A 12,291-nucleotide genomic window follows, 5' to 3' on the forward strand; every position below is an offset into this window, starting at 1 on the left:
GGGGCGGCACGAACACCCTCGTTTTATATATAAATCATTGAAAGCAATAGCATTTATTTAAGTATTGGCGATTGTCGGACAATGGCATAGTTCCTGCTAAATCCAATATGGGTTCACACATAATACAATGATCCACCCTTAAAACACTGAACCCCACAGTTAACGATGCAACACCACCGCTCGCTATTCGAGCGACGGCAGAGTGTTGCCGATCAAACGGCAAACCGTACAACTTCGCAGGGTTGGGGATATACATGAAAAAGTCCGTGATTGGCCTGGGTTTGATCTTCACCAGCATTACCGTGATGGCCGCCGAACCCGGCCCGGCAGCGCCCGATGTACCCAGTGACGTGAAAAAGCCGTTCCCGCATATTTCATGGCGCAGCGATGATGGTGATAGCAGCCTGGATATTGGGGGTGCACTGCGCACTAACTACCGCGACGAACATTGGCAAACCACCGAGAACAATGGCCGCTTCCTGTTCGACACCTTCCGCCTGGACGTCAAGGCCACTTATAAACAGGCCTATGGCGACGTGGGCTACTGGTTCCAGGATGACGGCAAGCACTCCGTGGATCACGGATTCGTGGGCTACCGCTTAACCAGCGCCTCGAACCTGCAGGTAGGTGCACCGTTCAAACCCTTCGGCCTTGAACCTTATCCACAGTTCGGCTGGAGCTACCACATCCCCTTCTTCATGGGGTACGGCGTCAGCGCCGGCACGGGCCTGAAGTACAGCTACAAGGACAGGGATTGGGACCTGCAACTGGGCTACTTCCCGCGCATGTTGCCGTCCGATATCCGCTATTCTCCGGAAATTGGCCGTTATTCGGACCTCAATGACAACGCCGTGGCCATCACCCAGTCACGCCAGGACAACGAGAAGCGCAACCAGGTCAACGCCCGGGTGGCGCGCACCTTCCGCGGCAGCGACTGGAGCACCGAGATCGGCGCCTCGCTGGCCGCTTCGCAGCTGTACAACGCCACCACCGACGACAACGGCAGCTACTGGGCCGGCGGCGTGCACGCCATCTTCAACAAGGGCCCCTGGACCGTCACCGGCCAAGGCATCCGCTACGAATACGACCCCAAAAACCCCACTGGCGTAAGCAACGACTCGGTGCTGATGGGCGGCAACGGCCTGACCCCGGCCTACCTGATCGCCGCCAAGGCCACCCTCGCCTCGCTCAACGTCGGCTACGACATATACACGCCCAGCCTGGGGCAACTGAAGAAGATCAAGCTGTACAACGACTACAGCCGCATGATGAAAGACAAGAGCGGCTGGGACGACTCGCAGATGTTCACCGTAGGCGCGCAGTTCATCGCCATGCCGATCATGGCGTGGGTGGACTTCACCTGGGCAAAAAACGCCAACCCCTTTGGCGGCGCGGAGAATGGCACGGGGTGGACCAGCACCTCGTCGAGCGGGAGCAACCAGTGGTACTACCGCACCAACGTAAACATTGGTTACTACTTCTGATCAACCTGTAGCAGCGGCCGTCAGGTCGCGTCACGGACGCCGCGCACTTACTGACACACCGCGCCGCCTGTGACGCAGCCTCCGGCAGCTGCTACGGGACGGCGTCGTCTGCATCGCGGCCAAGGCCGGCTCCTACACCGGTTGGCGTAGGAGCCGACTTTAGTCGCGATGCAGGCAATGCGGTTTCAAGACAGTCGCTGCTACAGAGGGCGGCGAATGCTGTTTTATCCCGGCGGCCGTCAGGTCGCTTACCCGATCTGGAACAACCCATCCACCACCTGCGTCTGCGCCAACCGCTCACGCAGGTCGGCATCGATCTCGGGATCTTCAGGACGATACAGCCGCACCCGCCGATAGGCGTCCACCCGGTTCACGTCCTTGCCCAGAAACTCCCACACCACCCGCGTGCACGCAGGCGCGCGGTGGTCGGCGGAAGAAACGCCGATCTTCAGGCCATTGAGCCGCTTGATGCGCGCCTTGTAGCTGGGGATAAGCACCGTCTGGCAGATTTCATTTGAAGTCAGCGATTCGTAATCCACGAAAAACAACCGGTTTTGCAGGCTATAGGCCACCCCCAGGTAGCGGTAGCGCTCATATTCTTCACCCTTGATGCCGGGCGTTTGCAGACGTTCGCTGCGCTCATAGGTATAGTGCCCGCCCTCTTCGTGCAGGTGCACCAGCGAACACAGGATGTGTCCCGGAACCGACATCGAGTGGTAGTACTCGTAGTAGTACCCCACGTGGGCGGCCAGATCGGGCGAAGAACGCTGACGCAGATGCTCCAGGGCACGCTGTGGCCCGCTTGCTTGCAAGGGTTCCACGGCATGGCGGTGACGTACGCCGATCAGCCGGGTGAACTGCTCGGCCGGCAGGCCGATTTCGTATTCCTCGACCCCGAAAAAGTCGCAGATGCGCTTCAGGTTGTAAGGCGTCGGCAGGCTTTGGCCATTGAGGTATTTGTTGAACTGCGCACGGTTGATATCCAGCCGTCGGCATACCTCGGCAATGGACGGATAGTGCCGACACAGCAGCTGAAGGTTGGCCGGGAGGTATTCACGCATGTGCAGCTCGTCGATATGGCGCCAAGGAGCGCGAAGGTAGCATCAAGTAGCATCATTTTCCATCAACCCGCGAAATTGCTCCGCACGGGTCAATCGCCAACCATTTGCGCCCTGAGAACGGGGTGCGGCGTGTTGCCTCAACCCCGGTCAAATTCGCCATCAAAAAAAAAACAGCGAGGATTACTCCATGCTTGAAGTCATCAACGACTTCCTCTCGGGCAAAGTACTGATCGTGCTTATTGTCGGCCTCGGCAGCTATTTCACGATCCGCTCGCGTTTCGTCCAGCTTCGACACTTCTTCCACATGTTCGCGGTGTTCCGTGACAGCCTGAAGAGCAGCTCCGACCAGTTGAGTTCGTTCCAGGCCCTGATGCTCAGCCTGGCTGGCCGTGTGGGTGCGGGCAACATCGCAGGTGTCGGTATCGCCGTGACCCTGGGTGGCCCGGGCGCCGTGTTCTGGATGTGGGTAACCGCGCTGGTGGGGATGTCCAGCAGCTTCTTCGAATGTACCCTGGGCCAGCTGTACAAGCGCTGTGACTCCGAGGGTCAGTTCCGCGGCGGCCCTTCGTATTACATCCAGCACGGCCTGGGCAAGCGCAAGATCGGCATGCTGATGGCCGTCCTGCTGCTGGTGACCTTCGGCTTCGCCTTCAACGGCCTGCAATCGCACGCCGTGACCCACTCGCTGAACAACGCTTTCGGTCTGGACGTGCACAAGACCGGCATCGCCCTGGCCGTGCTGCTGGGCCTGGTGTTCGTGGGCGGCATCAAACGTATCGCCAAGGTGGCGGACCTGCTGGTACCGGTCAAGACCCTGGTGTACATCGGCGTGACCCTGTACGTGATCGGCCTGCAGTTCGAACACGTGCCAGCCATGCTGGAAACCATCGTCAAGAGCGCCTTCGGGCTTGATCAGGCGTTCGGCGGCCTGGTTGGCAGCGCGATTGTCATGGGTGTGAAACGCGGCGTGTTCGCCAACGAAGCCGGTCTGGGCAGCGCCCCGAACGTGGCCGCCGTGGCACAGGTCGAGCACCCGGTTGCGCAAGGCGTGGTTCAGGCGTTCAGCGTGTTCCTGGACACCTTCGTGATCTGCACCTGCACCGCCCTGCTGATCCTGCTGTCGGGCTTCTACACCCCGGGCTTCGAAGGTGACGGCATCGCCCTGACCCAGAACTCGCTGGCCGCCGTGGTAGGCGACTGGGGCCGCATGTTCATCAGCGTTGCCCTGGCACTGTTCGTATTTACCTCGATCCTCTACAACTACTACCTGGGCGAAAACAGCCTGCGCTTCCTGGTCGGTGAAAACCGCAAGGCGCTGATCGGCTACCGCGCACTGGTACTGGCGCTGATCGTATGGGGCGCGGTCGAAGACCTGAGCACCGTGTTCGCCTTCGCCGACATCACCATGACCATGCTGGCCTTCGTCAACCTGATCGCCCTGGCCATGCTGTTCAACATCGGCCTGCGCCTGCTGGCCGACTACGACGCCCAGCGCAAGGCCGGCATCAAGACCCCGGTATTCGACGCCAGCAAGTTCCCGGACCTGGACATCGACGCCAAGTCGTGGCCTGCCGTGACCCCTTCGGTTGAAACCGAAAAAGCAGCAAACCTGGCCCAGGCACAACGCTAAATGGCCGGGGCATTTCTGCCCACCCACCTGGCCCCGGGCGATTACGTCGCCCGGCCCAGGCTGGGAATCATCACCGGCTCGGGGCCAGAAGCCGGTATGGACATGTGGGCCAAGCTGCTGGACGAAAACCGCCGTCGCCTGGGCCAGGCGTTTCGCGGCGACCTCGACGCCCCTGCGCTGTCGATCATCTCCGACCCTGAACTTGGGTTGTCGATGGAACTGCAAAAAACCGAACAACAAGTGTGGAACGCACTGCGCCAGGACGTACTCGCCCTGGACGGCAAGGTCGCGGCCTTCACCATCGCCTGCAACACCTTGAACCTGTTTGCCGATCGCATCCGCGCGCTCAACCTGAGCAGTGTGTTCGTGTCGTTCTGCGACGTGCTGGAAGCCTTCCTGCGCCGTAACGGCCAACAGCGCGTGTGCCTGCTGGGCGCGCGGCCAGTGGCCGAACTGGGCGAATGGTCGCCCTACCAGTCGCTGCGCCAGCACGTGGAGTTCGAGCCGGTGCAGGCCCAGGCTTTGCATCAGCTGATCTACGACATCAAGGCGTTGGGGCCCAAACACCCCTCGCTGCGGCCACGCTTCGTCGAGCTGCTGAACGGCATCGAATCCGACACCGTGCTGCTGGCCTGCACCGAACTACCCTTGATTGCCGACATCGACACCGACAAGCAACTGGTCGATGTCACCCAACTGGTGGTCGAAGCCCTGCTCGACCATACCGGCCTAATTCGTGAGGAGACCGGGCAATGAATTCGCCCCATGCAGCACCCGCCCGCCAAGTCATGGTGCTCTACACCGGCGGCACCATCGGCATGCAAGCCACGGCCAACGGCCTGGCGCCAGCCTCCGGCTTCGAACAGCGCCTGCGCGAGCAACTGGCCGGCCACCCCGACCTGGCCATCCCGGCCTGGCGCTTCCGTGAACTGCTGCCGCTGATCGACAGCGCCAACATGACCCCGGACTACTGGCAGCGCCTGCGCGAAGCCGTGGTACAGGCCGTGGAAGTGGACGGTTGCGACGCGGTGCTGGTGCTGCACGGCACCGACACCCTGGCCTACAGCGCGGCGGCCATGAGCTTCCAGCTGCTGGGCCTGCCGGCACCGGTGGTGTTCACCGGCTCCATGCTGCCGGCCGGCGTGCCGGACAGCGACGCCTGGGAAAACATCAACGGCGCCCTGCTGGCACTGGGCCAAGGCCTGTCGGCCGGAGTGCAGCTGTATTTCCATGGCGAGCTGCTGGCACCGACCCGCTGCGCGAAAATCCGCAGCTTCGGCCGCAACCCGTTCGCCGCACTCAAGCGCCGCGGTGGCGTGGCCCGTGCCGAGCAAGTGCCGGCTGCGTTGGGCTATAACCAGCCCAAATCCTTGGCCAAGGTCGCCGTATTGCCGCTGTTCCCCGGCTTCGGCGCCGAGCCTTTGAACGCGGTAGTGGCCAGCGGCGTGCAAGCCGTGGTGCTGGAATGCTACGGCAGCGGCACCGGCCCGTGCGATAACGAAGGCTTCCTGGCCGCACTGAAGGCCGCACAGGCCCATGGCGTGGTGATCGTCGCTGTGACCCAATGCCATGAGGGCGGCGTGGAGTTCGACGTCTACGAGGCCGGCAGCGGCCTGCGCACCGCCGGCGTGCTGGCCGGTGGCGGCATGACCCGCGAAGCGGCGTTCGGCAAGCTGCATGCGCTGCTGGGCGCGGGCTTGCCGGTGGCCGAGATCCGCCGCCTGGTGGAGCTCGACCTGTGCGGTGAACTCGCCTAAGGCACGCTCCTTGCTCGATATCCGCCAGGCCCCTGTCGGATATCGAGCATGCTGCACTCCCATCTCACTACCCTGAACGCCGTGTCGCTGGTGCTCAACACCTTCAAGTCCGAAGGTTTGACCAGCGAAGCCTTGCTCGCCGGCAGCGGTATCAGCCCCGCAGACCTTACCCGCCCCGACCCGCGCATCACCACCAGCCAGGAGATGCAGGTGTGTGCCAACGCCGTGGCCCTGCGCCAGGAAATCGGCCTGGAGCTGGGCCGGCGCATGCACGTTTCGGCCTACGGCATGCTGGGCTATGCGCTGCTGTCCAGTGCCACTTTCGGTGACGCCCTACGCCTGGCGTTGCACTATCCGGCACTGCTGGGAACACTTTTCCACCTGCAGCTGAAAGACGATGGCGAGCGCATCTGGTTCAGCGCCAGCCATTACACCGACAGCCCGACCCTGGCGGTTTTCAACGCCGAGCTGTGCATGACCTCGTTGAAGGTCATCTGCGACGACCTGTTGGGGCATGCCCTGCCCTTGCTGGGCGCGCGCTTTGCCCATGGCGCACCGAGCTACCGCGACGGTTACGCCCAAACCTTCAACTGCCCGTTGCACTTCGACGCCAGCGACCATGCCTTCGCCTTCGACAAAGCCTGGATGGACCAGCCGTTACCCCTCGCCGACCCAGTCACTCACCGGGCCATGGCAGAGCGCTGTCGCCTGCAGAATCAGGAATTCACCGGACGCCAGGCGTGGCTGGGGCGCATTCGTCAGCTGCTGGAAGCACAATTGGCCGATGCCCCGGGATTGGAGGGGCTGGCACGGCAGATGAATTGCTCGGCAAGGACGCTGCGCCGCCACCTGAGTGAAGTGGGCAGCAGTTACCAGGACCTGCTCGACCAACTGCGCTTCGAGCGCGCCAAGCTGATGCTGGCCGACAAGCAAATCCCCATTTACCGCATTGCCGAAACCCTGGGCTTCAGTGAAACCGCCAGCTTCCGCCATGCCTTCGTGCGCTGGAGCGGCGTGGCGCCGAGCCATTTCCGCGCCTGATTGGTGCACTGCGCTTTAAACGGGGGCGAAATCCGGTCAATGGTTTTGGCCATATCGATCCCCTTTTGGCCACTCCCGCCGTTCCCGATTCACCGTTGGCCCATCAAGAATGGAGGCCTGATTCAGCCACCGGAGAATAAGAAAATGCTTACGATTTATTCGGATGACCACCACCTGCACCACGGCCGCTGCGAGCTGATCGACGGGCAACTGATGCCCTGCTTCGAAATGCCCTCGCGCGCCGACCATGTGCTGCAGCGGGTCAAGGACCGTGAGCTGGGACCGGTCCAGGCACCCCGGGATTTTGGCCGCGCGCCGATCGAGCGCATTCACGACAAGGGCTACCTGGACTTCTTCCAGGGTGCCTGGCAGCGCTGGATCGCGACGGGCCGCGAGGACGACATCATGCCGTTCACCTGGCCGGCCCGTACCCTGCGCGCCATCAAGCCCACCACCCTGCTGGGCGAGCTGGGCTACTACTCCTTCGACGGTGGCGCGCCCATCACCGCCGGCACCTGGCAGGCCGCCTACAGCGCCGCGCAAGTGGCCCTGACGGCCCAGGCCGCGATGCAGGCCGGCGCCTACAGCGCCTTCGCCCTGTGCCGTCCACCGGGGCACCACGCTGCCAGCGACGTGATGGGCGGCTACTGCTACCTGAACAACGCCGCCATCGCTGCCCAGGCTTTCCTCGATCAGGGCCACAAGCGCGTGGCCATCCTCGACGTCGACTACCACCACGGCAACGGCACCCAGGCGATTTTCTACGAGCGCAGCGATGTGTTCTTCGCCTCGATCCACGGCCACCCGGAATTCGAATTCCCGTTCTTCCTCGGCTATGCCGACGAAGTGGGTGAAGGCGCTGGCGAAGGCTACAACGTCAACTATCCGCTGCCCGAAGGCAGCGCCTGGGATGTGTGGGGCGCGGCGCTGGACGCGTCATGCCAGCGCATCGACGACTACGCACCGGACGTGATCGTCGTGTCGCTGGGCGTGGACACCTTTAAGAACGACCCGATTTCGCAGTTCAAGCTCGACAGCCCCGACTACCTGAACATGGGCAAGCGCATCGCCGCACTGGGCAAGCCGACGCTGTTTGTGATGGAAGGCGGCTACGCCGTGGAAGAGATCGGCATCAACGCCGTGAACGTGCTGGAAGGGTTTGAAGCGGCACTGAAGGAAGGCGCCCATGCATAAGTTCAAGCAAGCGCTGTGTGCGTTGGCCCTCGCCTGCGGCGCGGCCCATGCCGACGAGCCACGTACCCTGAAGGTGTACAACTGGTTCGACTACATCACCCCGCAAACCCTGGTGGACTTCCAGAAACAGGACAACGTCAAACTGGTGTACGACATCTTCGACACCAACGAGGCGCTGGAAGCCAAACTGTTGACCGGCAACTCCGGCTACGACGTGGTGGTGCCGTCCAACGTGTTCCTGGCCAAACAGATCGAGGCGGGCGTATTCCAGCCGCTGGACCGCAGCCAGCTGAGCAACTTCAACCACCTCGACCCCAAGCTGATGAAGCTGTTGGAGCAGAACGATCCAGGTAACAAATTCGCCGTGCCCTACATGTACGGCACCATCCTGATCGGTTTCAACCCGGCCAAGGTCAAGCAGGTGCTGGGCGACAACGCACCGGTGGACAGCTGGGACCTGATCTTCAACGAAGACAACATCAAGAAGCTCAAGCAATGCGGCGTGGCGATGCTCGACTCACCCTCGGAGATCCTGCCGCTGGCGCTGCAGCACCTGGGGCTGGACCCCAACTCCAGCAAGCCGGCTGACTACAAGAAAGCCGAAGACCTGATGATGAAGATCCGCCCCTACATCACCTACTTCCACTCCTCCAAGTACATGGCCGACATCGCCAACGGCGACATCTGCGTGGCCGTGGGTTACTCGGGCAGCTTCTCCCAGGCCGCCAACCGCGCCCGCGACGCCAAGAACGGCGTAGTGGTGGACATGCGCCTGCCCAAGGAAGGCGCGCCAATCTGGTTCGACATGCTGGCCATCCCCAAGGGCGCGGCCAATACCGAGGATGCGCACAAGTTCATCAACTACCTGCTGCAACCGCAGGTGATCGCGCCGATCAGTGATTTTGTCGGCTACCCGAACCCCAACAAGGATGCGACCGAGAAGGTGTCGGAGGCGATCCGGACCAATCCGAACCTGTACCCGACGGATGAGATGATGGCCAAGCTCTACACCTTGCGGCCGTTGGCCCACGACGCAGAGCGTGCGCGCACACGTGCCTGGACCAAGATAAAATCCGGTACGTGAACCTGATTCGACCTGCCAATTGACAGGCATGACCGTGGCTTTATACTGGGCCAATGGATGCAGCAGACTGGTTCTACCAGACATCCCGCTACCAGCAATGGTCAGGCCAAGCCCGGTAAACGCGATCTGAACACCAGAAGCAATTCTGGCGAAGCCCGCTCAAGCGGGCTTTGTTATTTTTGTCATTCGTATCTATTTACGTGGCTTGGGCAGTGCTTTCCCTGCTTTCAAGTTATGTGCGATCGTAAAAAACCCAACCTTGTCACCACCCGGCTTTTCTGCGACGGGATATGCACTCGTGACGTGTATGCGGAATTTTTTACGCTCCCTGAACACCTTGAATGGCACCATGTACCACAGCTCAATACCTGAACTGTCGATAATTTTGGCCGTGGCATAGCTTTCCCAGCCGGCGTGGCGAACGAGCGCTTCAGGGGAACCTAAATTGCCAATGATTAGCCGAAGATATGATTTAGCAAGTCCATACCGAACGTGGCAAAACGGCCGAGATTCTCTCGGGCCGTGGTACATCAACTGCTGACGCTGGTCCTGAGTCAAAGCGCTGTAATCTTTCGCAAAACAATGGAAAGAATAGGTCACCCAGAATTCGTACGTTATGGGAGGCTTGTCCGCTTTTTCGTGCCGATAAAACGCTTGGTGGGCATCGAGGAACGACAGGTCCATCACTTCGCCAAAAGACGTGATGAAGGGCTTCCATGCCGTAACTTCGTCTATTTTCAAGCTCTTATCCTTAAACAGCCTTTATGTCATGTGCTGCTCCAGGCCCTGCGCAGCACCCTTAGCGCGTTTATCGTAGAGCCTTCATCCACCGCCGCAAACCCCAGCACCAACCCCGCACGGTTATCCACAGGCACCTCGGAATCGCTCAGCCAGTAATGACTCAGCGCATTTAACTCCACGCCCGCCTCCTCGGCCTTCATCACCAGTTCCTGCTCCCGCGCCAAGCTTTCCACCGGGATCGTCAAGTGCAATCCCGCGGAAACCGTGGGCAACGCGCCCACCCCAGAGATATCCACAGGCCAGTGCTGCAACAACGCATCCCGTCGTGCCAACGCTGCCCTGCGCATGCGCCGTATGTGCCGCTGAAAATGCCCATTGGCAATGAATCGCGCCATTACTCGCTGGGTGCCAATCTCCGAATGGCGCATGGCTACCGCGCGCTTGCGCGAGAACGCTTCAGCCAAGGCAGGCGGCACGACCAGATAGCCCAGCCGCAGCGCCGGAAATGCCACCTTGCCAAAGGTACCCACGTACAACACCCGCCCACTGCGATCCAGCGCGGCCAACGGCGCCAGCGGTGCGCCGCTGTAGCGGTACTCGCCGTCGTAGTCGTCTTCGATGATCCAGCCCTGGTTGCGCTCGGCCCACTCCAGCAGTGCCAGGCGACGCGCCAGGCTCAGGGTGACGCCAGTGGGGTACTGGTGCGCCGGCGTGACATAAACCATGCGGCAACCCTGGATTTGCTCAAGCGCGGCGCATACCAAGCCTTCGCCATCCACCGGCACGCCCTTGAGCACGGCGCCAGCATTGGCGAACGCATGCCCTGCCGCCCGGTAGCCAGGATTTTCCACAGCGACCGTGTCTCCGGCGTCCACCAGCAACTGTGCACAAAGCCCAATTGCCTCCTGTGCACCGGTGGTGATCAGAATTTGCTCAGCGGTGCAGTTGAGTCCACGCGAACTGCGCAAATAAGCTGCGATCAGCGCACGCAAGCCAGGGTCACCCGCAGGGTCGCCATAACCGAGCAACGCCGGGTCCGGTCCACGCCAGAAAGCCGCGGAAAGCTTGGCCCACGTGGCGAACGGGAACAGGTCGAAGGCTGGAACACCCACCCGAAATGCCCTTGGCGGGCCGCTGCGCACGGGCGAAATATGGTGCTCGTCGAGCAACTTGAACGCTTCGCTGTGGATAAGTTTACTGGACGAAAACCCAGTATTTTCAGCCGATTTTGTGGATAAACCTGTGGAAAAACCCAGGGATAACCCTGTGGACAGTTTTGTGGATAGTTTTTTCGCAGGCGCCTCAAGCACTGCCACATAAGTACCATCGCCCGCCCTCCCCTGCAGGAAGCCCTCGGCGTACAACTGGTCGTAAGCGCGAACGACGGTGTTGCGCGACACCCCCAGCGCCCCGGCAAGATCACGGCTGGCGGGCATCCGTGTGCCGCTGGCCAGGCGCCCATCAAGCACCCGTTGGCGCAGGGCCTGATACAAACCACGGCTGAGCCCACGAGTAGCGTCCAGCTGGATACCGGCAGGGTCGAATTGCAACGCGGGGGAGGTGATCGTCACGACAATGGCCCTATGAAAACGACAGTAAATGGATCTTACAAAGGTCCAATCCACTGCCTAGGATAGCCACATCCACCGAGGAATATCGAGACATGTACCTACCCGCCGCTTTCCACGACCAGGACATCCAGCGCCTGCAGCAGCAGATGGAGGAAAGCCGCCTGGCCATTGTCGTGACCCACGGCGAGAACGGCCTGTTGGCCAGCCACGTGCCGCTGTTGCTGGACCACCGCGCAGGCGAGTTCGGCACCCTGCGCGGCCACCTGGCCCGGGCCAACCCGCAATGGCGCGACTTGGAAAACGGCAGCGAGGCAATGGTGATCTTCAGCGGCGCCGACGCCTACGTCAGCCCCAACTTCTACCCCAGCAAAGCTGAGCACGGTAAAGCGGTACCTACCTGGAATTTCCTCGCCGTGCACGCTTACGGCACCGCCGAGGTATTCAGCGAGCCCGAGCGCCTACGCACACTGGTCAGTCAGCTCACCGATCGTCACGAAGCCAGCCAGCCCAAACCCTGGGCGGTGGATGACGCGCCAGCCGATTACCTGCAAAGCATGCTGAAGGCCATCGTCGGCTTCGAGTTGCCGATTGCCCGCCTGGAAGGCAAGCGCAAGCTCAGCCAGAACCGCAGCGCCGCCGACATCGCCGGCGTGCAACAGGGCCTGGCGGCCAGCACCGATCCCCTGGACAACGCCGTTGCCCAGCTCATGACGCCTTGAGGAGTCTGC

11 protein-coding genes are annotated in these 12,291 nt (G+C 61.6%); 8 read left to right on the forward strand and 3 right to left on the reverse strand.

The features are described from left to right. Positions 1–254 precede the first annotated feature (254 nt). Positions 255–1,484 (forward strand): hypothetical protein, encoded by a 1,230-nt coding sequence (locus tag ACZ9GA_RS28250; protein ID WP_457359119.1) that lies wholly within the window; start codon positions 255–257, stop codon positions 1,482–1,484. Between the two features lie 248 nt (positions 1,485–1,732). Here the strand turns inward: ACZ9GA_RS28250 and ACZ9GA_RS28255 are convergent, their stop codons facing one another. After that, positions 1,733–2,545, reverse strand: a complete 813-nt coding sequence (locus tag ACZ9GA_RS28255) for a helix-turn-helix domain-containing protein (RefSeq protein WP_457359118.1) — start codon at positions 2,543–2,545, stop codon at positions 1,733–1,735. Between the two features lie 187 nt (positions 2,546–2,732). Between ACZ9GA_RS28255 and ACZ9GA_RS28260 the strand changes: the two genes are divergently transcribed. The 6 genes from ACZ9GA_RS28260 to ACZ9GA_RS28285 all read left to right on the forward strand — a co-directional run bounded on the left by ACZ9GA_RS28260 (position 2,733) and on the right by ACZ9GA_RS28285 (position 9,251). After that, positions 2,733–4,175 carry an alanine/glycine:cation symporter family protein gene (locus ACZ9GA_RS28260; RefSeq protein WP_457359116.1) on the forward strand — a complete coding sequence of 481 codons (1,443 nt, stop codon included), beginning with the start codon at positions 2,733–2,735 and terminating at the stop codon, positions 4,173–4,175. After that, a complete protein-coding gene (locus tag ACZ9GA_RS28265) occupies positions 4,176–4,931 on the forward strand; it encodes an aspartate/glutamate racemase family protein (protein WP_457359115.1) in 756 nt (251 codons plus the stop codon). Next, complete coding sequence (locus ACZ9GA_RS28270) at positions 4,928–5,932, forward strand: asparaginase (RefSeq protein WP_457359113.1); 1,005 nt, start codon at positions 4,928–4,930, stop codon at positions 5,930–5,932. The genes ACZ9GA_RS28265 and ACZ9GA_RS28270 overlap by 4 nt, the downstream gene beginning before the upstream one ends. Before the next feature lie 48 nt (positions 5,933–5,980). Next, positions 5,981–6,973, forward strand: coding sequence for an AraC family transcriptional regulator (locus ACZ9GA_RS28275; protein ID WP_457359111.1), 993 nt, complete (start codon positions 5,981–5,983; stop codon positions 6,971–6,973). A gap of 144 nt (positions 6,974–7,117) precedes the next feature. Next, the gene (locus ACZ9GA_RS28280) at positions 7,118–8,167 is read left to right on the forward strand and encodes a histone deacetylase family protein (RefSeq protein WP_457359109.1); all 1,050 of its coding nucleotides are present in this window, start codon (positions 7,118–7,120) and stop codon (positions 8,165–8,167) included. Next, entirely contained in the window at positions 8,160–9,251 is a 1,092-nt protein-coding gene (locus ACZ9GA_RS28285; RefSeq protein ID WP_457359108.1) for a polyamine ABC transporter substrate-binding protein, read from the forward strand. The genes ACZ9GA_RS28280 and ACZ9GA_RS28285 overlap by 8 nt, the downstream gene beginning before the upstream one ends. 192 nt (positions 9,252–9,443) lie before the next feature. Here the strand turns inward: ACZ9GA_RS28285 and ACZ9GA_RS28290 are convergent, their stop codons facing one another. Beyond that, positions 9,444–9,992, reverse strand: a complete 549-nt coding sequence (locus tag ACZ9GA_RS28290) for a hypothetical protein (protein WP_457359107.1) — start codon at positions 9,990–9,992, stop codon at positions 9,444–9,446. Between the two features lie 26 nt (positions 9,993–10,018). Beyond that, positions 10,019–11,563, reverse strand: coding sequence for a MocR-like pyridoxine biosynthesis transcription factor PdxR (gene pdxR / locus ACZ9GA_RS28295; RefSeq protein ID WP_457363630.1), 1,545 nt, complete (start codon positions 11,561–11,563; stop codon positions 10,019–10,021). Positions 11,564–11,655: 92 nt separating this feature from the next. Between pdxR and ACZ9GA_RS28300 the strand changes: the two genes are divergently transcribed. Next, complete coding sequence (locus tag ACZ9GA_RS28300; RefSeq protein WP_457359105.1) at positions 11,656–12,282, forward strand: FMN-binding negative transcriptional regulator; 627 nt, start codon at positions 11,656–11,658, stop codon at positions 12,280–12,282. The last annotated feature ends 9 nt before the right edge of the window (positions 12,283–12,291 follow it).

This window comes from Pseudomonas sp. TE3644 (assembly GCF_056278815.1).

Excerpts from the sequence above, each read along its gene's own strand:
- ACZ9GA_RS28250 (WP_457359119.1), top strand. The coding sequence starts at position 255 with ATGAAAAAGTCCGTGATTGGCCTGGGTTTGATCTTCACCAGCATTACC.
- ACZ9GA_RS28255 (WP_457359118.1), bottom strand. The coding sequence starts at position 2,545 with ATGCGTGAATACCTCCCGGCCAACCTTCAGCTGCTGTGTCGGCACTAT.
- ACZ9GA_RS28260 (WP_457359116.1), top strand. The coding sequence starts at position 2,733 with ATGCTTGAAGTCATCAACGACTTCCTCTCGGGCAAAGTACTGATCGTG.
- ACZ9GA_RS28265 (WP_457359115.1), top strand. The coding sequence starts at position 4,176 with ATGGCCGGGGCATTTCTGCCCACCCACCTGGCCCCGGGCGATTACGTC.
- ACZ9GA_RS28270 (WP_457359113.1), top strand. The coding sequence starts at position 4,928 with ATGAATTCGCCCCATGCAGCACCCGCCCGCCAAGTCATGGTGCTCTAC.
- ACZ9GA_RS28275 (WP_457359111.1), top strand. The coding sequence starts at position 5,981 with ATGCTGCACTCCCATCTCACTACCCTGAACGCCGTGTCGCTGGTGCTC.
- ACZ9GA_RS28280 (WP_457359109.1), top strand. The coding sequence starts at position 7,118 with ATGCTTACGATTTATTCGGATGACCACCACCTGCACCACGGCCGCTGC.
- ACZ9GA_RS28285 (WP_457359108.1), top strand. The coding sequence starts at position 8,160 with ATGCATAAGTTCAAGCAAGCGCTGTGTGCGTTGGCCCTCGCCTGCGGC.
- ACZ9GA_RS28300 (WP_457359105.1), top strand. The coding sequence starts at position 11,656 with ATGTACCTACCCGCCGCTTTCCACGACCAGGACATCCAGCGCCTGCAG.